Source organism: Protofrankia sp. Cr2, from assembly GCF_963555885.1.
Lineage (GTDB): Bacteria > Actinomycetota > Actinomycetes > Frankiales > Frankiaceae > Protofrankia.
This window is the reverse complement of record NZ_CAUVXG010000001.1, coordinates 194,232-215,324: the sequence shown is the minus strand read 5'-3', so window position 1 is coordinate 215,324 and position 21,093 is coordinate 194,232. Positions and strand designations below refer to the sequence as shown.

Genomic DNA, 21,093 nt, shown 5'->3' with positions numbered 1-21,093 from the left:
AGCTGGTCACGCCGACAGATCGTGCACCGGCGAACATGTGGGCAGTACCGTCTGGCTGCCGGCTTCGCGGTGAAGCCGGCAGCCCCCGGTACGGTCGGTAACGCTGGAGAAGCCGGAAACGGGCAACGGTGCGAGAGGGGAGTCGGACGGGTGGACATCGCAGGCGGCGTCGCTGTGATCACAGGAGGTGCCTCCGGGCTCGGGTTCGCGACGGCCCGCCGACTCATGAACGCGGGCGCGAGCGTCGTGTTGCTGGACCTGCCCTCATCAGGTGGCGAGCAGGCCGCCGCCGATCTCGGCAAGGCAACATTCGCACCCGCCGACGTCACCGACTCCGAGCAGGTCGCCGCTGCCCTCGATGTCGCCGACGGCCTGGGCGAACTGCGCGTCGTGGTGAACTGCGCCGGGATCGGACCGCCGGCCCGGGTCCTCAGCAAGGCCGGCGTGATGCCGCTGGAGACGTTCACCCGCACGGTCACGATCAACCTGATCGGCACCTTCAACGTCATCAGGCTCGCGGTCGAGCGAATGGTCCGCAATGAGCCGACCGCGGGTGAGCGCGGCGTGGTCATATGCACCGCGTCGGTTGCCGCGTTTGAGGGCCAGATCGGTCAGGCAGCCTACTCCGCGTCCAAGGGGGGCGTCGTCGGCATGACCCTGCCGCTTGCCCGCGATCTCGCGGACAAGCAGATCAGAGTAGTGACCATCGCGCCGGGCCTGTTCGCCACACCGATGCTCGCCAGCCTTCCAGCGGAGGCTCAGGCCTCGCTCGGCCGCCAGGTGCCCCACCCCAACCGCCTCGGCGATCCGGGCGAGTACGGCGCGCTGGTGGAGCACATCGTCGCCAACCCGATGCTCAACGGTGAGGTCATCCGTCTTGACGGCGCCATCCGGATGGCGCCTCGCTGATCGGCCGGACGGCCCACCGAATCGTCCTCCGTACCGGTCACAGATGCATCCGCACCGGTCACAGATCCATCGGAACGGGTCACAAGCCGAGATCCCGGCCGATGATCTCCTTCATGATCTCATTGGTCCCACCGTAGATCATCTGAACCCGGGAGTCGACGAAGGCCCTACCAACCGGATACTCGCGCATATAGCCGTACCCTCCGTACAACTGTAGGCAACGGTCGGAAACCCGACACTGAAGTTCGGTGACCCAGTACTTGGCCTTGGCCGCACGCGCGGCGCTGAGCTCGCCACGCAGATGCTCCACCAGACAGTCGAGGATGAACGTACGGGCGATGTCGACCTCGGTCGCCAGCTCCGCCAGGACGAACCGGCTGTGTTGGAAGGATCCGATCGACTGGCCGAAAGCGGTGCGCTCCTTCACATAGACTAGGGTCTGCGCGAGCACACCCTCCGCCACGCCGAGGCCGGTGACCGCTATGGACAACCGCTCCTGCGGCAGGTTGCCGACCAGGGCGTAGAACCCGCGGTTCTCCTCCCCGAGAAGGTTGGCGACCGGCACCCGGACGTCGGTGAAGGACAGCTCGCTGGTGTCCTGCGCATGCAGACCGATCTTCTCCAGGTTGCGGCCCCGTTCGAAACCCGGCATGCCGCGCTCGATGACGAGCAGGGACAGCCCACGGTGGGGATCGTCCGCCGTGCGCACAGCCGTTACCACGAGGTCGGCATGCTGGCCGGAGGAGATGAAGGTCTTTGCTCCGTTGACCACGTAGACGTCGCCGTCGCGGACCGCGCGGGTCCGGATGCCAGCAAGATCACTGCCGGTGCCCGGTTCGGTCATGGCCACCGCAAGGATGGTGTCACCCGAGGCCGTGCCGGCAAGCCAACGCTCCTTCTGCTCGTCGGTGGCGAGACCGAGCAGGTAGGGCAGAACGATGTCATTCTGCAACGTCAGGCCGAGGCCCGCTGAGGAGACCAGCGCACGGCCGAACTCCTGCCCCACGATCGCGTTGAACCGGAAGTCCTCGACACCGGGACCCCCGTACCTCTCGTCGACACCGAATCCGAGCAGGCCCTGCGCGCCGGCATCGGCGAACATCGCCCGATCGACGATGCCGGCGCGTTCCCAGGCATCGAAGTTCGGCAGCACGCGCTGCGCGATGAAAGCCCGCACCATCTCGCGGAAGAGCTCATGCTCGCTGTCGTACACACGGGCCGACAGCGACGACGGCAGCTGGTCCGTGACCACCGGTCACCACCTCTCCAGCTTGAATCGGGGACGAGGAACCGGGGACGAGGAAGCGGGATTCGCGGGCGCGAGATAACGACTACGACTACGACAGCGCCTGCGGTCCGCCGGGCTGATCCAGGACGACAGTTGTGTCCCGGCCTGACCCTTGCGGGTGGACGCTGCGCGGTCAAGACAATCAGGCTGCCCTCACGTGGTACAGCTCGACGCACGCGACCTGTACCACGTGAGCAACGGCAAGCGGCGTCACATCCAGCGGCGCAACGAGCTCGCCCCGGAAGCGAGCGCCGGAACCGAGCGCCCTAGCCGACCTTCCAGAGCCGTTTGAAGGCATCGACGTAACCTGGGAAACCGACATAGTACCCGGTCGCGTCCAGCGCAGCCGCGTTCACGGTGTCCCTGGTGATGAGCTGGGTGGGCAGCAACGTCCGGTTCGCCGGCTCGAGGTCGTCGCCGTTGAAATAGCGGGCGAGCAGGTCTGCGTCGCGCCAGCCGAGAATCGTCGCGGCGAAACCCGTCCAGACCTCCTCCGTCCCGGCCCGCAATGCCTCGATGTTGGCCGGGGTCGGGGTCTCGCCACCAATCTTGACCTTACCCTGCAGCCCGGCCGTCCGCAGCGCGTCAGGCACGCCGACCGTCAGATCACCGATCGAGAAGATCGCCCAGTCGATGTCCGGATCACGCTTGATTGTTTCCACCACACTCTGCGGGGTCCTGGTGCCGATGTCTCTGATCTGCTGATTGACAACTACGATCTTGCAGGCTGGACACGATGAGACGAGGGCCTGCTTGAAGCTGTTGGCGAAGACGGTGAGAACCGGAAAGGCACTGATCGTGAAAAGGGCGACGTGCGCCTTGCCCCGGCTCGTGGCTGCGACGTAGGTACCGGCAAGCCGGCCGTACTCTGCCACCTGGGGCGCGCTGTCCAGGGACGTCGAGATGAGCCCGGCCTGGACCGGGTCGGGGATGCTGTCCGCCAGGACGGGGATGTTCAGCGCCTTGGCCCTGGCGAGCTGCTTGCTCAGCAGCGCCACCGGGGTAGCGGCGAAGACAACGGCATCCGGACGTATGTCCAACGCCTTGTCGAAGGCCGCAGCCCCGTCCTCGGCGCCCGTGCCCACGGGGATCACTTCGGCCCGCCATCCGAGCGCCCGCGCGGCATCGACAATACCCTGGTTCTTCACGTGGCCCGTGCCGGTCGGGGTGTCCACTATGGCGATCATCTTGCCTGTCGGCGGCGTCCTCGACAGCGGTGTGTCGAGCAGGATGCCGCTGGGGTTGCGCAGCACCTTCGACACCTCGGCTTGGGCGGCCTGAGCCGCGATCAGCGCGTCACCGGATGTCTCCGTCTGGCCACCACTCCCCCCGGCAGACGCCCCTCCGCTGCATGCGGTCACAAGAAAGACTGCCGCCGCGGCGCCCGCGACCAACCGTAACCCGCTGTGCCTCCGGGTCCGGCCTAACCGTGGCCTGATAAAAATCCCTGTAGCCGTCGCAGACCCGCCGCAATTATTGTCCAAATAGAGAGAAATTCGTGTCTTCACGTTGTCCTTCAGGTGAACTGAATCGGGTGTTCGGTGTCTTGCCAAGCCCGGGTACGCCGCGACAGCGGCGTGGTACGGCCATTGGCGTACCACGCAACCGCCCGCCTTGCCCCGCCGCGCGGGCGGCGTTCAGCGGTGTTTCTTGAGATTGGCAGCGAAGAGGGCCACAGTAGCCACTCACCAGAAAAATCGGAAGAGCAGAGCAGCGCTCGATGACGACTCAGCCAGACGCCGAACTACGGCGACCACGGGCGGCCGCAGTGTCGGTCGAACATCCCGAGGGGTTCCGTGACCGGCCGATAACAAAGCGTGCCAGTCCGGCTGAACGGGAAGACCAGAAGATCATTTCAATAGGCATGCCAAGGAAGAAGGAGAGGTGCACCGATGCCACGTTCCATGTTCCGTGGCCGTCACGGCATCGCGCTGGCCGGAGTCGCCGCGTTAGGTTTACTGGTCGGTTGCGGAGGATTAAGCAAGAACTCGGCTGCGGATGCCGCGAAAAGCTGTGCCGACCCGGGCGTGAGTGCTGACACACTCACGTTCGGACTTGTCTATTCGGACACCGGGACGACGAACGCAACGCTGCTGCCGTTTCGTGCCGGCGTGGACGCCCGTATCGGGGCGGAGAACGCACGCGGCGGGGTGAACGGCCGCCGCCTGACATACGCCTGGGGCGACGACCAGAACCGGCCGGAGCAGAACCTTGTCGCTGTCCGCAATCTGGTGACCGAGGAACAGGCATTCGGGATTGTTCAGCTCGCGGCCAGTGACGACACCAGCAGCTGGCTGCAGAATCGGGGGATCCCGGCGGTCGCGGCGCTCAGCGCGAGTCAGGCGAGCTATGACAACGTCTTCACCGTGACCACCTATTTCCCGGAAACCACCTGGCCCAGGTTCGTCCGCGACCATGGTGGCACCAGCGCGGCCGTGCTCGGCGTCCAGTTCGACCCGGTGTCGATACAGCAGAAAAATGCCGTCGTCGAAAGTCTGGCCGCGTCCGGCATCAATGTCGTCTACGCCCGCGACGTCTCCGGGCCCAACGATAATTTCGCAGTCATCGGGCGGGAGATAAAACGACTGAAAGCCGACACTCTGATCATCAGTGCCGCGCCGGATGTGTACGCGTCCGTTCTTGACGCGGCCGCGCAGGCCGGCGTAACGCTCAAAGTACGGATCGGGACGCTCGGCTACGACCCCAACCAGCTCAGCCGATGGGGTGCCAAACTCGCCGGCGGTGTCATCGCCGTCAACTCTGCGCCCTTTGAGCTCAACCTCCCGGCGCACCGAGCCTTTCTACAGGGAATGATCGAGTACGCCCCGCAGATACAGCCGCCGAACCAGCAGATGGCACTCGACGGATGGATAGCGGCCGACATGTTCATCCAAGGCGTACAGGCAGCCGGCACCTGCCCGACCCGGCAGGGCTTCATCACCGGACTCAACAAGGTCAACAAATACACCGCCGGCGGCCTGCTGGCACCAGTCGACCTCACCAGCGCGGTCCGCCAGAACCCCTGTAACTACTTCGTCCAGGTCAGCCCGGACGGCGTTCGTTTCAACGTGCTGTCAACAGCGCCGCTGTGCGGCAACTCGTCCTGACCGGGGACTAAGTGGTCGGCGCCCAGGGGCCGGTCCGTTCGGTGGCGGACCGGCCACGGAGCTCAGCCGTGGGCGACAGCCGTCACCGCGGCCGCGGTGTCTTCGCTCAGTTCCCACTCGGCTGCGGCGACATTGGCGAGAAGCTGCGTGGGCGAGGTCACACCGGCGATGACAGACGCCACCGCCGGTTGTGCGATCAGCCAGGCGATCGAAAGTTCCAGGAGACTGTGCCCGTCCTGGCCGGCCAACTTCTCGAAGGCCTCGAGACGATCGTGCGTGCGGTCGGAGAGGATTTTCCCGACCACCTCAGGGGCTACGTGGTCCCCGAGGCGGGTACCTTCGGGCGGAGCCTGCCCCCGGCGGTACTTGCCGGTGAGAACGCCGGACGCGAGCGGGAAGAACGGAAGGAACGCCATACCGTGCGCACTCGCGGCCGGCACGGTGTCAGCAAGCGCCTCCGGCCGCAACAGGTTGAGCCGGTTCTGGACACTGACAAACGGCCGCAGGCCGTTGTCCTTTGCGGCGCGCGCCGCCTCGTCGATCTGGGCCGTACCCACGTTCGCGCAGCCGATCTCCCTGACCTTGCCCGCCTGAACGAGCGCGTCCAGTGCGCCGAGGGTCTCCTCGATCGGAACGGTCGGGTCGGGGAAGTGCAGCTGGTAGAGGTCGATACGGTCGGTACGCAGCCGCCGCAGGCTCGCCTCGACGGCTGCCGTGATCCAGCGGGGGCTCGCGCCGCCGTCACCGGGCGCCGCGCCGTAGGTCGACCCGAACTTCGTCGCGATCACTACCTTGTCACGGCGTGCGGCCAGCAGACGCCCGAGCAGCTCCTCGGACGCGCCGGCACCATACTCGTCAGCGGTGTCGAAGAAGGTCACGCCGTTGTCGACGGCCGTGTCGAGAATCGCTGCGGTCCGGGTCTCGTCACAGGTGGTGCCGAGCTGGTTGCAGCCCAGCCCAACGACGGAGACCTCCAGGCTGCCGATCCTTCGGGTACGCATTCCCACTCCTTCGCAATCCGCTTGTGGGCGCCGACTACTTAGAATGATCGGCAATGGGGACACGGCGTCCCAGGGCCGGGGCACGCACCTCAGCACGCACCTCAGCACCGGTTTCCACTACGGGCATGTCGGTCCTCCTCGCCAGCTCCCCGAGGTCGATGACCGGTGCCGCCGCGGTCACGCCCGCCTCTGCGCGGCAGCTACACCCCAGGCGGCCAGCGCCTCGTCGAGGCTCGCCTCGACCGGACCGGGCGGAGTGGACGCGGGTGTGCGGCTGAAACGTGGGGCGGGCGCCGGGCGCACCGCTCCCCCGCTGTCGGTGAAGGTCTCGCGGTAGGCGATATGCGGGTGCGAGGGCGCCTCGTCCATCGACAGCACCGGGGCGAAGCAGGCGTCGGTGTGCTCAAGCAGCGCGCACCACTCGTCCCGGGTCCGTGTTCTGAACACCTCGGCGAGCCGCGCCTTCATCGGCCGCCAGCCGGCCTTGTCCCACTGTGTGGCCGGATCCACCGGGTCGAGGCCGACCAGCTCCAGCAACGTGCGGTAGAAGTTGTTCTCGATCGCGCCGACCGCGACATAACGGCCGTCCGCGGTCTCGTAGACGTTGTAGAAGGGCGCGCCGGTGTCCAGAACGTTGGTGCCCCGCGGGCCGTCCCACTGCCCGGCCGCGCGCATCTCATGCGTCATCATCATCAGCAGCGCGGCCCCGTCGACCATCGCCGCGTCGACGACCTGACCGAGGCCGGACGCCTTCGCCTCGAACAACGCGCACATCACGCCGAAAGCGAGCAGCATTCCGCCGCCGCCGAAGTCGCCGACCAGATTGAGCGGCGGGACCGGTGCCTGACCCTCCCGACCGATCGGGTCCAGCGCGCCCGCGAGGGCGATGTAGTTGATGTCGTGGCCGGCGCTGCGGGCATAGGGGCCGTCCTGGCCCCAGCCGGTCATCCGCCCGTAGACGAGCCGGGGATTGCGGGCGAGGCAGACCTCCGGGCCGACGCCGAGCCGCTCGGCCACACCCGGGCGGTAGCCCTCGATGAAGGCGTCCGCAGCGTCGGTCAGCGCGAGCACCGCGGCCACCCCGGCCGGATCCTTGAGGTTGACGGTGACGGTCCGCCGGCCGCGGGCGAGTAGCGCGGGCGCCAGCTCCACCCTGGTCTCGGGCGCCCGATCCACCGAGACGACGTCCGCCCCCATGTCGGCGAGCAGCATCGCCGCGAACGGTCCGGGCCCCTGACCAGCCAGCTCCACGACGCGTACCCCACGCAATGGTCCGCCGGATGCGGTCACCTGCTTCTCGGCCATGGCACGCCCATCTCGTAGTCGTCCGCTTGTCTGCTTGGCCGCTTGTCCGTGCCGTCCACCAGAGGTGGCGCCGTCACGCTGTCAACGGTCACTTCTTGCAACGGTCACTTGTTGTAACAGATCGTTTCTTGCAACTAGTCACGTGTTCACTTGTTACCGAAGACGGGGGCACGCTTGGCGAGGAAGGCCGCCTCGGCCTCGCGGCAGTCCTCGGTCAGGCTGGCGAGGATCTGGGTGCGGTTCTCCACCTGCATGGCGGCGTCGAGACTCGGGGCGTCGATGTTGTTCCAGAGCACCTGCTTGGTCATCCGGACTCCGAACGGGCTGTTGGCCACGATCGCCGAAGCGATCGACAGTGCCTCCTCCACTACCGTGCCGTCGTCGACGACCCGCAGGACAAGACCGTTGTCCTTGGCCTCCGGCGCATCGATGAGCCGGCCGGTCAGCATCATCTCGGCCGCCGCCGTCGGCCCGACGATCCGGGGCAGGAAATAGCTGGTGCCCATGTCGGCGCCGGACAGCCCGATCCGGACGAAGGCGACGTTGAAGCGAGCGGAGCGTGCGGCGAGCCGGATGTCCGCGGCCAGTGCGAGAGCCAGTCCCGCGCCGGAGGCCGGGCCGTTGACCGCGGCGATGACCGCCTGCGGCAGTTCATGGATGGCCTTGATCAGTCGGGACGCGCGGGCCTGCCAGGCCATCCCGAACTGGATCCGTCCCAGATCGGAGGCGGCGGGGTCGGCGCCGAGGTCACGGAGGTCCTGCCCCGAACAGAAGCCCCGGCCCGCACCGGTGATCACCAGAACCCGGGTCGAGGTGTCCCGGGAGAGGGCGTCGACGGTCTCCTCGATCTCGTCGTACATCTTCAGCGTGATCGCGTTGAGCCGATCCGGCCGGTTGAGGGTAAGGACGGCGACATGTGGAGCCACTTCCTCGATACTGATGGTTTCCAAGGCTGCACCACTCCTTTAGAGCGCCCGGCAGTAGGGGCGGCCCTGCCCCTGGTGACGACCTGCGTGCCCTACCGACAAAAGCGTCCACGTCAGGCCCGACGTATCAGAACGGATAAGACGGATGCGTCGGGATCGATGCGTCGGGATCGCGGCTGCCGACGCTACGCTCCAGCGCTCTTGTAGTGCAATGTGTTTGATGGTCTAACTCTAACGGGATAGCCTGCGATTCTGATCGACCACCCGCCGGATCGGCAGCGATCAGATCTGCTCAGTCAGGCCCTGGCTACATGGACGAGGGGACGGAACACGTGAAGGTCGATGCGGGCGGGATCATCGATCCGACCGGAGCGGCAGCCCTGGCCCAGGATGCCCAGGCCCGGGGCTACAACGGGCTGTGGCTCGGCGAGACCGCACACGACCCCCTCATCGGCGCGGCCCTGGCCGCGGCGGGCACGGACCGCATCCAGGTCGGCACGAGCATCACAGTGGCCTTCGCCCGCAACCCCATGAACCTGGCGGTGGCGGCGAACGACCTCCAGCTCGCCAGCGGCGGCCGGTTCCTGCTCGGGCTGGGTACCCAGATCAAACCGCACATCACCCGCCGTTTCAGCATGCCGTGGTCCAAGCCGGCCGCCCGCATGCGCGAGCTCGTCCTGGCGATCCGGGCGATCTGGGACTGCTGGAACGACGGCGCGGAGCTGAACTTCCGCGGCGAGTTCTACACCCACACGCTCATGACACCGTTCTTCAACCCCGGCCCGAACCCGCACGGGCGCCCCCCGGTGCTCCTCGCGGGCGTCGGCCAGCTCATGACGACGGTCGCGGGCGAGGTCGCAGACGGTTTTCTGTGCCATCCCTTCACCACCGAGCGTTTTCTGCGGGAGGTGACGCTCCCGGCGCTGACGACCGGGCGCGAGTCCGCTGACGGAACGCTCGACGGCTTCACCATCGCAGGAGCACCCTTCGTCGTCACCGGCCACGACGAGCAGGCGCTGGCTGACGCAGCGCGCGGTACCCGCAAGCAGATAGCGTTCTACGCCTCCACGCCCGCCTACCGGCCCGTCCTGGAGATCCACGGCTGGGGCGCCCTCCAGGAGCAGCTCAACCTGCTGTCCAAGCGGGGAGCCTGGGATGAAATGGGCGACCTCATCGACGACGAGGTCCTCAACACGTTCGCCGTTGTCGGCGAGCCCGACGACATCGCACCTGAGCTCCGCCGGCGCTACGGCGACGTCATGACGCGGGTCACCCTCAACACTCCGTACCCGTCCGAGGAGAAGCTGTGGCCAGACATCGTGGCCGCCCTCCAGGCATCCTGAACCTCGCAGCTCCCAGAAGGAAGCGGTCCATGCCACCTCTCGCGGTCATGTTCACCTTCTCGGTTCCGCCGGAAAAGGTCGACGAGGCCATCGAAATCCTGGCTGAGATCAGCGCGGCCATGACGATCGAGGAGCCCGCCGCCCTGATGCACGTCTCCCACCAGCGCGCCGACAAGCCGGGTTCGTTCGCCTTCTACGAGCTCTACCCGGACGAGGCTGCATTCAAGGTCCACGGCAAGGGTCCGATCATGAAGGCGGCCGGTAGCCGGTTGAACGCCCTGATGGCGCAGCCGGGCAAGGGCTTCATCCTCAACCCGGTGACCGGCGTCGGCCTGCCCGCCTGAGCCCTGAGCCACTGGTCAACCTGAGCCACTGGTCACGTAGCGCCGCTCCCGTCCGCGAAGCCGGCCCGTCAGGCCCGGACACTGCCAGCCATCGGCCTGGGCGCGGTGGTGACGCGATCTGCCGACAGGGTTTTATACAAGCCTGCCTTGACAGGGTGATATAAAACTTGTCGTGACTCTGAGTCGTGAACAACTCCGCCACGAGGTGGACAGGGCGATCGACGGGGTGCTCGGGGGGTGCGAAGCGCGAGAGCTGGAGTCGCAGACGCTCGACTTCAAGGAGCTCAAGCGTCCCGCGGGCAACGACCGCGACCCGCTGAAGGCGGCGGCTGCCGACCTCGCCGAAGCTGCGGCCTGTCTGGCCAACAGCCGAGGAGGAACGATCATCGTTGGCGTGCGCGACGACTGGGCCGGGCCTGCGGCCCTCGTGGGCGTGCCCGCCGACCTCGATACCGACGATCTTCGTCATCGCATCTGGCAACACACGTCGCCACCCTTGGTAGTTGATATTGAAAGTCGCATAGCGCAAGGCACCCGCCTGCTACTCATCACCGTGGAAACAGCCTTCGACCTGATTCGGGCTGGTGGGAAACTCCGCGAACGGATTGGCACATCCTGCGAGCCGATGACTTCTGGCCGGGAAGCTGCCATCCGCGATGAGCGTCGCGGATACGACTGGTCCGCCGAGCCCACACACCTGCGGATCGACGACGTCTCCCCGCGAGCGGTCGAGGAGGCGCGCCGTGGGCTCACCGAGGCAGGAGACTCGCAGAGCCGCCGACGTGCCGAGCTGAGCGTCCCAGACCTTCTACGTGAATGCGCAGTTCTGGACGCTGACGGACATCTCACGCGGGGCGGCGCCCTGATGTTCAGTAACGTGCACCCTTTCGCCGCCGATCCGACGATCCAGTACCTGCGCCGGCGGACTCCGGCTGGTCCCCTTGCTCGTCCGCCAGCAGTCCATCGGACTCCTCTGATAGTTGCCCTGTCCGACCTTCTTCGGGATATTGACGCGATCAACGAGACCACATCTGTCACACTTCCCTCCGGAGTGCAACAACAACTCGAAACAATTCCCGGCCCGGCCGCGCGCGAAGCCGTGGTCAACGCACTTGCACACCGCGATTACCGGCATCCTGAGCCGGTGGTCGTCGAGCACAGCCCCAGCCGGTTTGTTGTGACATCACCCGGGGAGTTGGTATTCGGAGTAACCGAGGAGAACCTGCTCACGCATGTGTCCAAGCCACGAAACCGCTGCCTGGTCGAGGCGTTGCGGGTGCTCCGCTTGGCGGAAAGAGCCGGAACCGGTGTCGATGTGATGGTGCGGGTCATGATCCGCGCGGGACATGTACCCCCGGTCTTCACCAGCGGAGGCGGAAACGTCCGGGTCGTCCTCGACGGCGGCGCTCCGGTCACCCGCCTTGCGGTCATGATTGCAAGCCTGCCTGTTGACGTGCAGGACGACACCGACGCAATTCTGATTGTTCATTTCCTTCGGTCCCATGCGACGGTCGATGCGGTTAAGATCGCTCCTGTGCTCCAGAAGAGCGTTGAGGAGGCATCCGAGGCTCTCCGACGGCTCTCCGACGACGCATACGAACTGCTGGAGCCTATTCGAGAGACACGCCGTTACCGGCTGCCCGCGTATCGCTTCCGCGAACGTGTCCGTGCAGAGTTGGGCACGCTGCTGCCCTACCATCGCAACGACTCCGACGAGGTCGAACGCCGTATCGTCGCGCACCTCGGCGAATATGGAACGATCTCCAACCAGACCGTCCAGAACCTGTTCCTGGTAGGCGTCCAGCGGGCAAGCGTGCTCCTGCGCTCGCTTGCGGAAAAGGGCGTGATCCAACGGACCGCGGGCTCGCCGACCCGCGGACCGACCGTCAGGTACGAAGCCGGGCCGGCGTTTCCACGGCGCGGCAGCCGCCCCCGATAAGTGGTCTCGCGGGGCTGCGCCCGGGTGGCGAGGGAGTCGGCGATGGCCGCGAACTCGGCGAGCGCGACCTGAAGATCCTCGACGATCTCCCGGGCGATCGCCTCGGGCGGCAGCAGACTGTCAGCGTCGTCAAGGCTCGGATCCTTCAGCCAGGTGATGTCGAGATTGGCCTTGTCCCGAGCGACCAGCTCGTCAAAGCTGAGATGACAGCGTGCTCACCGGACGCCCAGCAGCGTTTCGTCAACCTCGTGGATGTTCTCTGCGACAGGGACATCGCGCTGTTCCTCATCGGCGACATCCCGCTGGCGGACCTCCTGCGTGGTGCGGATCCGCGTGGTGCCGACACCGCCCTCGACCCAATGGTGTGCTCGGGTTCCAGCATAAAAGATCATCGTGTTCTGGCATCAGAAGTGCTCGGGTTCTGGCAAAAATAGCGTTCGGGCTCTAGCATCGCAAGGCATGAGGCCGAGTCCACCGTGGTGAACCAGCGGTGACACAGTGGTGACGCAGTCGGGCGGCGGCGCGCTGCGGCGCAACCTGACACCGGTGGTGACAGAGCTCCTGACCGCCGAACCAGTGATAGTGATCAACGGTGCTCGCACGTCCGGGAAGAGCACGTTGCTGTCCGCGTTGGCCACCCAGCACGATGCCACCGTCCTCGATCTCGACGATCTGTCCACGAGGCCGGCTGTCGAGGCTGACCCCGTCTTCTTCATGGCAGCGCGATCGCCAGTGTTCGTGGATGAGTTCCAGCACATCCCCGAGCTGCTGGATGCCGTGAAGGCCGAACTCAACCGCGACCTGCGTCCAGGGAGGTTCGTTCTCACCGGGTCCACCCGTTACCTGACGATGCCGACCCTGTCCCAGTCACTGGCCGGCCGGGTCCATGTGATGACTCTCTGGCCGCTGTCTCAGGGTGAACTGAACGGTCGCCGGGAGACGTTCGTGGACCAGGTCCTCGGCGACCCCGGCTCGTTGCTGGCGGTGGAGGGGAAACCCACACCCCGCGAGGAGTACACACAGCGGCTCATCGCGGGCGGCTTTCCGCTCGCTGCACGCCGCCCTGCGGGTGCGGCCCGCAACCGCTGGTTCCGTGACTATGTGACAACCGTGGTCGAGCGGGACGTCCTGGAGATCCGCAAGGTGCGGCAGCGAGGGGTACTGCCCATGATCCTTCGCCGGATCGCGGCAAGAACCGGTCAGGTACTCCATCTCGCGGACATCGGACGGGCAGTGGGACTGGCGCAGGATGTCGTCGGTGACTACGTCCAGCTGTTGGAAACGGTCTTCCTCGTCCATCGGTTGCCGGCATTCGGACGGACGCTGCACAGCAGGGTCACCGGTAGACCCAAAGCGCACCTCGTCGACTCAGGACTCGGGGCCTATCTACTGGGGATCACCGCGCAGCGGCTGGAGAACCGTGACCCTGCGGCCCTGACCGAATTCGGACATATCATGGAGACGTTCGTCGTCAATGAAGTGATCAAACAGGCTGGCTGGGCGGAAACGTTTGTCGAGCCGTCGCACTTCCGGACCAGCGATGGGCATGAGGTCGACCTGGTCCTCGAGACCGATGACGGGACAATCGCGGCGGTTGAGGTCAAGGCGTCCTCCCGGGTGCCGGGAGAAGACCTGCGAGGGCTCCGGTTGCTGCGCGAGAAACTCGGTTCGCGGTTCACGGCCGGTACGGTCCTGTACCTGGGAGAACGGGCCTATCAGGCCGATGACCGGATCTGGGTCCTGCCGGTGGACCGGCTGTGGCGTTAACCGTCAACCCTGATCCCCAGCCGCCGGGGTCTCGCGGGGCTGCACCCGGGTGGCGAGGGAGTCTGCGATGGCCGCGAACTCGGCGAGCGCGGCCTGAAGGTCCTCGACGATCTCCCGGGCGATCACCTCGGGCGGCAGCAGACTGTCTGCGTCGTCAAGGCTCGGATCCTTCAGCCAGGTGATGTCGAGATTGGCCTTGTCCCGAGCGACCAGCTCGTCATAGCTGAACGGGCGGAACCGTTCGGTCTCCACCCGGTCCGCACGAGGTTCACCCGGCCGGTAACATCCGACGAAATCGTCAAGATGATCGCGGCGCAACGGGTTCTGCTTGAGCGTGAAATGCTCCCCGGTACGGAAGTCGTACACCCACAGCTTGGACGTCCACGGCGTGCCCGGCCGCGCCTCCCGCTTGTCGAAGAACAGCACGTTCGCCTTCACTCCACCGGCATAGAAGATGCCGGTCGGCAGCCGCAGCAGCGTGTGGACGTCGAACTGGGTCAGGAGCCGACGGCGTACGGTCTCCCCGGCGCCACCCTCGAACAGCACGTTGTCGGGGACGACGACCGCCGCCCGTCCGTTCATACCCAGCGCGGTCGCGATGTGCTGGACGAAGTTGAGCTGCTTGTTCGTGGTCGTGACCCAGAAGTCCTGGCGGTTGTAGGAGATGTCGTCCCGCCCGGCGCGGCCGTCATCAGCGATCACTGTGATGGATGACTTCTTGCCGAACGGCGGATTCGCCAGGATCACGCTCGGGTGCAGCCCGGACGGGCGGGCGAGCGCGTCGGCCACCTCGATCGGGGACGGCCCGTTCGGCTGGCCGATGCCGTGCAGCAGCATGTTCATGGCGGCGAGGCGGGCCGTGCCGTCGACGAGTTCGGTGCCGGTGATGGCGGTGCGCCCCAGCGCCCGGCGCTGCTCCGGGGTGAGCTCGGCAGCATGATGCGCCTGAATGTGCTCATAAGCCGCGAGGAGGAACCCGCCGGTGCCGCAGGACGGGTCGTGGACGGTGTCGTCCGGTCCGGGTCGCAGGCAGTCGACCATCGCGGTGATCAGTGACCGTGGGGTGAAGTACTGGCCGGCGCCGGACTTGATGTCCTCCGCGCTCTTGGCTAGCAGCTCCTCGTAGGCGTCGCCCTTCACGTCGACCCCGGCGGCCGACCATTTCTCCTTGCCGATGAGGTCGACGACCAGCCTCTTCAGCTTCGCCGGATCCTGGATCTTGTTCTGCGCCTTGCGGAAGATGACCCCGAGGGTGCCGCTCTCCCGCGACAGCTCGTCCAGGGTGGTGCGATAGACCTTCTCCAGGGTGTCACCCTCGTAGTCAAGCAGTGCCTGCCACCGGTTCGCGACGTGCGCGAGCGCCGTGTCGGGGTTCAGCGGACGGTTCGCCCGCTCGTGCGCCATCTTCAGGAACAACAGGTAGGTTAGCTGCTCCACGTAGTCGATGGTGGACACGCCGTCGTCCCGCAGGACGTCGCAGTAGTTCCACAGCTTGGCGACCAGCCGCCGCGACTCAGCACTCACGAGGCCACATCCTGACCCGTCGCCCCGACAGCCCGACGCCTACCCCTCGGGACAGCGCCCGCATGCCTCGGCATCCTCCTATGACACGAACTTCCAGATAGCACTCTCCGGAAGCTGCGGCAGCGAGGGCAGGTCCTCTTCGTCCCATGCCTCGAAGAGGAGATCGGTTGCCCGGGCCAGGGATACCGTCTCGCTGCGGTACAGCCTCAGCACCGATTCCTCGTACCGTCTGGCGAGCGAAGGCGCGGCGAGCTCCTCGTGGACGAGCAGGTTGAACTCGACAATATCGGCTCTGGTCGTGCGCACGGAACGGATCCGATGGGCCTCGCCCTGGTCCACGTGCCCGAGATCCCAAAGGCGACGCGCCAAGGTGGACATGTCTACACGGAAGGCGCTTGCAGCCCTGACCGCGGCGGCACGAAGGTCGTCGCTATGGTCCCGCAGTTCGGTCCATTTCTGACGTAGCCCCGCCGCGGGTAGCAGGACAGCCCGGGCGAATCGGTCGAGGCGGGTTTCCCAGGTGTCGCCGTCGTCCTGCTCGGCGATACGCCAATCGACCGTGTAGGCGTCGGCGAACAGATAGTGGCCCAACTCGTGCGCGAGGGCCAACCGGCGCCGCCCCACGCGGAGGTGCCCGTTGACGACAGCGATGCCGCCATGGGTCAGCAGGATCGATGCGGCGTCCGCGGACTCCGGCCCCAGATCGAAGGAGAAGGTCAGGAGACCGAGGTCGCCTACGCGCACGGATATGTCCAGAAAAGGCTCGGTATCGTCGAGAACGAGGAGTCTGCGTACCTGTGAAGCGCAGCGTTCCGCTTCTTCGTTTGTCCTTGGCCGCTGCAGCTGTGGTGGGGTGGCAAGACTCCATCGATCGTCGTGCCGTATCGCGAACTCGACGTTGCGTGCCACCCGATCGACCATCCGGTCGATGGCGGGGCTCACGGCACCTGGTTCCTGCAGGTTGCGGTGCGACACGATCGCGGGAGGCGGGACCTTTCTAAGGCTGATCTTTGGTCGGACCAATCTTCTTAACAAGGTCCCGCGTCTTCCTGTTGGATCGCCAGTTCCCCGGCGCGTCAACTACAGAGAGCGCTGGTTACGCGCACCCATGAGTCGTTACGCGGAAATTGGCCAAGCAAAAGCGGAATCATCGGCGCTCGGCGCAATAACCAGCGCGGGCAGATCCTCGGCGCGATGATCGAGGTGAATGTAGGCGAATAAAGCACGAATCTAGTCATTGACCGCCCACCGCAACTCGTCGCTTTCCAGCCGGTAAAGCAGCTTGCCTTCAAACGTTGGAACGCCCAGCTCGGCATAGAAGCGTTGCGCACCCGCGTTGGTGGTTTCAGTCTGCCATTCCACGCGGCTACAGTCATGTTTCGCGGCGACATCGAAGAGTGCCCGCATGAGCTGCTTCCCGACGCCCGTACGCCGTGCAGATTCGATCACGTACAGCTCTTTCAGAAACAGTGACCGCGTGAGCCCGACAGCGGGCCATAGAAACGAGTAGGCGGCGAAGCCGACGAGCTGATCGCTATCCCATGCCAGCAGTGCATAAGCGGCAGGCGGGTTGTCGAAAATAGCCTCATTGATCTGTCGGATACGGAGGTCAAGCGGCTCCACCTCAGTCGCTCCGTAGAAGCGATCCATCTTCTCGGCCAGCGCCGCGATTGCTTCGACGTGAGCCGATTCGGCGGGAGTCACGACAGTCACGAGCCTTCTACCTCTTTCCGGTCGGTGGTGAGCATCAGGAGTTCGCGGAGGTCGCGTGCCGCCGGAAGCGTCTGCTGCTGCTTGGGCAAAGCATCCAGTATTTCGTGTCCGCGCAACGTAATAATACCTCGGCGCTGAGGCTCTGTGAGGTTGATTAGGGTCTCGGTTGCGTATGTAAAAGCGTCTGAGGTGTCGCCATCGTGAGTGAGGCAACTTGTCCGGTCGAGCCGCGTCATGGCCCAGTCCGTGTAGTCGCCGGGCATACATAGCTCCAGCGCTCTGTCTTGGGCGTTGAACGCGGCCTTGGCGTTACGCAGGTGCGTATAAGCGTTCCCGGCATGAAAAAGGAGCTGGGCTTCGTTGTAGCCAAATGCCGATGGCGTGAGCGCGTCGCCGCTAAGGTACGACAAAATGTCCTCGGCCCGCCCGAGAGCTTCCCGGGTCTCCTCGTGACGACGCATGGCGGCGTGCGCCCGTGCTTCCAGCGCTGCCGCCAATGCCGCGCCAACGCAGGGCGTCCTCTGTACTATTGCCTGCGCGTGCCGCGCAACATCTATGGCTCCGAGAAGGTCAGCGGCGTAATAGTGTCCGTACGCTTCCTGGGCAAATATCCAGGAATGCGTCTCGGGGTCGCCCGCCTCGTCGGCGGCAAGGCGGGCGGTGCGCGCCCATCTGCGGAAGGCCGGCCGGTCGTCCAGCTTGCAGAACGTCAGGCACATAAGACCGGACATGTGGGCGGCCACGCGAGTCAAGCGACGCAGGGCGGACGTCGAGCGGTGACGATGTAGCGCCCGTTTCAGCTCGGCTAGGTCCGAGGCCAGGTCGTCCAACAGCACCCCGGCCGGACGGTCGCGCGTCGCTCGGCCGTAGCGGACAACCGTGCGCTCCCAGTCGTCAAGGCTGGCCTCGGCCATCGTGCCCTCGCTGAGCGCGTCGTTCAGCCCTTGCCGCAGCAGCTCGACTTGGTGGGGGTCGGGCAGGTTCTTCATGTCTGCGGAGTCGATGTGCCTGACGGGGTGAACTTCCGGCATGGCCACAACTTCAGCCGTCACGGTTTCCGGCTCGTCGATGGGTTCGGGCGTCAACAGCTCGTCAAGGTGCTCGATGGACACTTGGAGCGTTCTCGCCAGCCTGGGGCGTATCCAGGGCTGGGGGCCAGTCTCCGTCTCGCCGCTCTCCCAGCGAACGACGGTTGAGCGCTCGACGCCGAGCCGTTGGGCGAGCTGCTCTTGGCTGAAGCCGACCGCCTTGCGGCGCGCCGCGAGGCGTTGCCGCTTCGCCACCATACGTCGCCTCCACGCTCGGTCCCGTGTGCGCCGTGACCACAATTTTCGCAGGTCAGCAGTCTGGATGCGGCGGAAACGCCACACTCAAGTGCCGCTCCCGCTGTGGATGTGCTCAGCCACAGCCGGTTGAGTGCAGGTTACGGCCTGGCGCGGTTGATCGGCAATGATTCCCGCGTCGGCGCCTATCTCCCGAGATGACCACTGAAGGGAAGCGACATGCCGAACATGAGCGTCTTAACTGTCCGCCCTGTCTCCGATCGGTTCCCACCCGAAATCGAACGCCTGTGCGCACTCGCGGCACGGGAATTACGACGCACAGCGACGATCACGGCCTTGTGACATGGCAACGGACATTGAATCAGCGTGGCGAACAATTACTACTCCCCGGGAGCGTCGCGTGAAGCTGCGGGCGGGCGTCATTGGCTTGGGCAAGCAGGCACTCGAAGACCACATTCCTGGCCTACACGCCTCAGATGGGGCAAAGCTCGTAGCCGTCTGCGATGAGAATCCTGAGATCGTACACGAACAGCAGTACCGACACCGGGTGCAGGGCTATACCGACTTCCGCGAGATGTTCAAGGCTGAATACCTTGACCTCGTAGTGATCTGCGTGCCACACCATGTCGGCCACACTGTCATCGAGACGGCGGCCGAGCACAATGTGCATGTACTCAAGGAAAAGCCGTTCGCTACAAGCATGCCGGAAGCACAGGTGCTCGTGGAAATCTGCGAGCGGAGCGGCATCCAGCTCATGGTGACGTTGCAACGGCGCTTCAACCCGATCTATACGAGTTTCACGCAGCTGGCCGACCAGATCGGCACCCCATTCGTGGTGGACGCGCAATACACGCTGCACATTGACGATCCGTCCGAAGGTTGGCGCGGCTTGACCGCCAAGGCCGGAGGCGGCTGCGTCATCGATATGGGCTACCACCTGATCGACATGATCCTCTGGTATTTCGGCCTGCCTGACCGTGTGTTGGCTGATGTCTCGGTCAGTGCCCGACCGGATCGGGAATACGACGCCGAGGATACGGCGCTTATTCACTTCTCCTATGACAGCGGCCTCTACGGCTCGCTTCTGCTCTCCCGGTTCATCGGCCCCAAGACCGAGCAAATCCGCTTGGTGGGCTCAAGGGGCATGGTGCATCTGGAGCGCGGCCGGATCCGCCGCATGGCCAACGGCGGGGAAGTCATCGAATCCCTGTCGCGGGAACAGGCGTGGCCGTCGGCGGCGGCCGGACAGATCGACTATTTCTGCCGGGTGATCGAGGGGATGCGCCCGAACGTCAGCGGTCCGAAAGAGAACCTGGCACACATGAGCTTTATTACGGCCTGCTACGAGTCGGCCCGCACGCACGTCTACATCAACCCGAAGGAATTGCTGTGACATCAGCTCTCGCCCTACTCGGCGGGGAACCAACCGTCACCGGGGACGCTCCACACTTCTCATGGCCGCCCCTCACAGATCAAACCGCCAAGGCCGTACTCGAGCAGCTACACGATGGCATCTCCATCTACGACCGCTCCGGTGTGATCGCGCAGCTCGAAGACGCCCTTCGCGAGTATTTCGGCGTCCGTCACGCCCTCCTCACCAGCTCGGGGACGGCCGCGCTCTACTCCATGTACGCGGCCTGCCGCATCCGGCCTGGAGACGAGGTCGTCGTCCCGGCCTACACCTTCTTCGCGACGGTGACGCCGCTACTTCATCTCGGCGCGGTGCCGGTGTTGGCCGACTGCGACACTGACGGCAACCTCGACCCAGAGGACGTAGCCCAGCGCATCACGGAGCGAACCTACGCCATCGTGGGCACACACATGTGGGGCACGCCTGCGAATGTCGGCGCGCTGCGCCGAATCGCGGACGAGCACGACCTCCTGCTCCTGGAGGACGCCTCACACGCCCACGGCGCAACCGTCGATGGCCGCAAGGTCGGCACGTTCGGCCGAGCAGCGGCATTCAGCATGAACGGCCCGAAGCCGCTCTCGGCAGGCGAGGGAGGCTTTCTACTGACCGACGATGACGACACCTACCACCTCGCACTCATGCACGGCCAGTACAACAAGCGGTGCCGAAACGAGCTGCCGCCCGAGCACCGGCTCTACCCCTACGCCGTCACCGGGATGGGACTCAAGCACCGCATCCACCCGGTCGCGGCCACGATCGCGCTTGACCAGCTCGGGCACCTGGACGAGTACCTTGCCGGACGCCAGCGCATCGCGACCCACATCTGTGAGGAACTGGACGGACTGCCCGGAGTGGCCGTGCCACGGCTGGGCTCCACCCGCATGTCGTCGTGGTATGGCCTGATCCTCCAATACCACGGCGACGATTTGGGCGGCTTGCCGGTCGAGCGCTTCTATGACGCGCTCCAGGCCGAGGGCTGCCGCGAGCTGGATCGACCCGGCTCGACGTGCCCGCTGAACCTCCTACCGCTGTTCCAGGAGCCGGGACCGATTTTCCCTGGTCTCCAGGGCATCATGACCTACCAGCCGGGCGACTTCCCGCGCGCCGAAGCGGTCCACCACGGCACCCTCAAGCTTCCCATGTGGCATAGGGAGGAGGACTTGCCACTGGTAGACCAATACATCGAAGCGTTCCACAAAGTTACAGAGCATTACCACGACTTGATAGGATAAT

18 protein-coding genes and 1 pseudogene are annotated in these 21,093 nt (G+C 65.5%); 9 read left to right on the top strand and 10 right to left on the bottom strand.

Annotated elements, in window-relative coordinates; genetic code table 11:
- Positions 1 to 150: 150 nt before the first annotated feature.
- Positions 151 to 909 (top strand): 3-hydroxyacyl-CoA dehydrogenase, encoded by a 759-nt coding sequence (locus U9978_RS00890; RefSeq protein WP_322759088.1) that lies wholly within the window; start codon positions 151 to 153, stop codon positions 907 to 909.
- 79 nt (positions 910 to 988) lie between these two features.
- Here the strand turns inward: U9978_RS00890 and U9978_RS00885 are convergent, their stop codons facing one another.
- Positions 989 to 2,134 (bottom strand): acyl-CoA dehydrogenase family protein, encoded by a 1,146-nt coding sequence (locus U9978_RS00885; protein WP_322759214.1) that lies wholly within the window; start codon positions 2,132 to 2,134, stop codon positions 989 to 991.
- A 329-nt stretch (positions 2,135 to 2,463) separates the two neighbouring features.
- Positions 2,464 to 3,450: a sugar ABC transporter substrate-binding protein gene (locus U9978_RS00880; RefSeq protein WP_322759087.1), complete on the bottom strand. Its 987-nt coding sequence runs from the start codon at positions 3,448 to 3,450 to the stop codon at positions 2,464 to 2,466.
- Between the two features lie 639 nt (positions 3,451 to 4,089).
- On the opposite strand from U9978_RS00880, the gene U9978_RS00875 reads away from it, so the two are divergent.
- Positions 4,090 to 5,304, top strand: a complete 1,215-nt coding sequence (locus tag U9978_RS00875) for an ABC transporter substrate-binding protein (protein ID WP_322759086.1) — start codon at positions 4,090 to 4,092, stop codon at positions 5,302 to 5,304.
- A gap of 62 nt (positions 5,305 to 5,366) precedes the next feature.
- On the opposite strand, the gene U9978_RS00870 is transcribed toward U9978_RS00875, so the two are convergent.
- The 3 genes from U9978_RS00870 to U9978_RS00860 form a co-directional block, all read right to left on the bottom strand.
- Complete coding sequence (locus U9978_RS00870) at positions 5,367 to 6,305, bottom strand: aldo/keto reductase (RefSeq protein ID WP_322759085.1); 939 nt, start codon at positions 6,303 to 6,305, stop codon at positions 5,367 to 5,369.
- Between the two features lie 177 nt (positions 6,306 to 6,482).
- Positions 6,483 to 7,610, bottom strand: coding sequence for a CaiB/BaiF CoA-transferase family protein (locus U9978_RS00865; protein ID WP_322759084.1), 1,128 nt, complete (start codon positions 7,608 to 7,610; stop codon positions 6,483 to 6,485).
- A gap of 146 nt (positions 7,611 to 7,756) precedes the next feature.
- Positions 7,757 to 8,560, bottom strand: coding sequence for an enoyl-CoA hydratase/isomerase family protein (locus U9978_RS00860; protein WP_322759083.1), 804 nt, complete (start codon positions 8,558 to 8,560; stop codon positions 7,757 to 7,759).
- Between the two features lie 308 nt (positions 8,561 to 8,868).
- Here U9978_RS00860 and U9978_RS00855 point away from each other — a divergent pair, with 308 nt between their 5' ends.
- The 3 genes from U9978_RS00855 to U9978_RS00845 all read left to right on the top strand — a co-directional run bounded on the left by U9978_RS00855 (position 8,869) and on the right by U9978_RS00845 (position 12,162).
- A complete protein-coding gene (locus U9978_RS00855; RefSeq protein WP_416210813.1) occupies positions 8,869 to 9,879 on the top strand; it encodes an LLM class F420-dependent oxidoreductase in 1,011 nt (336 codons plus the stop codon).
- Positions 9,880 to 9,908: 29 nt separating this feature from the next.
- On the top strand, positions 9,909 to 10,223 hold the full coding sequence (locus tag U9978_RS00850; protein WP_322759081.1) for a putative quinol monooxygenase: 315 nt from the start codon (positions 9,909 to 9,911) through the stop codon (positions 10,221 to 10,223).
- A gap of 172 nt (positions 10,224 to 10,395) precedes the next feature.
- On the top strand, positions 10,396 to 12,162 hold the full coding sequence (locus U9978_RS00845) for an ATP-binding protein (protein WP_322759080.1): 1,767 nt from the start codon (positions 10,396 to 10,398) through the stop codon (positions 12,160 to 12,162).
- A gap of 29 nt (positions 12,163 to 12,191) precedes the next feature.
- Here the strand turns inward: U9978_RS00845 and U9978_RS23935 are convergent.
- A pseudogene (locus U9978_RS23935) lies at positions 12,192 to 12,362 on the bottom strand (SAM-dependent DNA methyltransferase); the annotation flags it as partial.
- Positions 12,363 to 12,365: 3 nt separating this feature from the next.
- On the opposite strand from U9978_RS23935, the gene zapE reads away from it, so the two are divergent.
- Together zapE and U9978_RS00835 are read left to right on the top strand one after the other, a co-directional pair.
- Positions 12,366 to 12,596, top strand: a complete 231-nt coding sequence (zapE, locus tag U9978_RS00840; RefSeq protein WP_322759079.1) for an AFG1/ZapE family ATPase — start codon at positions 12,366 to 12,368, stop codon at positions 12,594 to 12,596.
- A 64-nt stretch (positions 12,597 to 12,660) separates the two neighbouring features.
- Positions 12,661 to 13,929: an ATP-binding protein gene (locus tag U9978_RS00835; RefSeq protein ID WP_322759078.1), complete on the top strand. Its 1,269-nt coding sequence runs from the start codon at positions 12,661 to 12,663 to the stop codon at positions 13,927 to 13,929.
- Between the two features lie 3 nt (positions 13,930 to 13,932).
- Here U9978_RS00835 and U9978_RS00830 read toward each other — a convergent pair whose 3' ends face one another.
- The 4 genes from U9978_RS00830 to U9978_RS00815 all read right to left on the bottom strand — a co-directional run bounded on the left by U9978_RS00830 (position 13,933) and on the right by U9978_RS00815 (position 18,452).
- Complete coding sequence (locus U9978_RS00830) at positions 13,933 to 15,453, bottom strand: class I SAM-dependent DNA methyltransferase (protein WP_322759077.1); 1,521 nt, start codon at positions 15,451 to 15,453, stop codon at positions 13,933 to 13,935.
- Positions 15,454 to 15,531: 78 nt separating this feature from the next.
- A complete protein-coding gene (locus tag U9978_RS00825) occupies positions 15,532 to 16,395 on the bottom strand; it encodes an ImmA/IrrE family metallo-endopeptidase (protein WP_322759076.1) in 864 nt (287 codons plus the stop codon).
- Between the two features lie 288 nt (positions 16,396 to 16,683).
- Positions 16,684 to 17,166, bottom strand: a complete 483-nt coding sequence (locus U9978_RS00820) for a GNAT family N-acetyltransferase (protein WP_322759075.1) — start codon at positions 17,164 to 17,166, stop codon at positions 16,684 to 16,686.
- The gene (locus U9978_RS00815; protein ID WP_322759074.1) at positions 17,163 to 18,452 is read right to left on the bottom strand and encodes a helix-turn-helix transcriptional regulator; all 1,290 of its coding nucleotides are present in this window, start codon (positions 18,450 to 18,452) and stop codon (positions 17,163 to 17,165) included. The genes U9978_RS00820 and U9978_RS00815 overlap by 4 nt, the downstream gene beginning before the upstream one ends.
- A 397-nt stretch (positions 18,453 to 18,849) precedes the next feature.
- Between U9978_RS00815 and U9978_RS00810 the strand changes: the two genes are divergently transcribed.
- Positions 18,850 to 19,842 carry a Gfo/Idh/MocA family oxidoreductase gene (locus U9978_RS00810; RefSeq protein ID WP_322759073.1) on the top strand — a complete coding sequence of 331 codons (993 nt, stop codon included), beginning with the start codon at positions 18,850 to 18,852 and terminating at the stop codon, positions 19,840 to 19,842.
- Complete coding sequence (locus tag U9978_RS00805) at positions 19,839 to 21,092, top strand: DegT/DnrJ/EryC1/StrS family aminotransferase (protein ID WP_322759072.1); 1,254 nt, start codon at positions 19,839 to 19,841, stop codon at positions 21,090 to 21,092. The genes U9978_RS00810 and U9978_RS00805 overlap by 4 nt, the downstream gene beginning before the upstream one ends.
- Position 21,093: the final 1 nt, after the last annotated feature.

Excerpts from the sequence above, each read along its gene's own strand:
- U9978_RS00815 (WP_322759074.1), bottom strand. The coding sequence starts at position 18,452 with ATGGTGGCGAAGCGGCAACGCCTCGCGGCGCGCCGCAAGGCGGTCGGC.
- U9978_RS00875 (WP_322759086.1), top strand. The coding sequence starts at position 4,090 with ATGCCACGTTCCATGTTCCGTGGCCGTCACGGCATCGCGCTGGCCGGA.
- zapE (WP_322759079.1), top strand. The coding sequence starts at position 12,366 with ATGACAGCGTGCTCACCGGACGCCCAGCAGCGTTTCGTCAACCTCGTG.
- U9978_RS00850 (WP_322759081.1), top strand. The coding sequence starts at position 9,909 with ATGCCACCTCTCGCGGTCATGTTCACCTTCTCGGTTCCGCCGGAAAAG.
- U9978_RS00865 (WP_322759084.1), bottom strand. The coding sequence starts at position 7,610 with ATGGCCGAGAAGCAGGTGACCGCATCCGGCGGACCATTGCGTGGGGTA.
- U9978_RS00870 (WP_322759085.1), bottom strand. The coding sequence starts at position 6,305 with ATGCGTACCCGAAGGATCGGCAGCCTGGAGGTCTCCGTCGTTGGGCTG.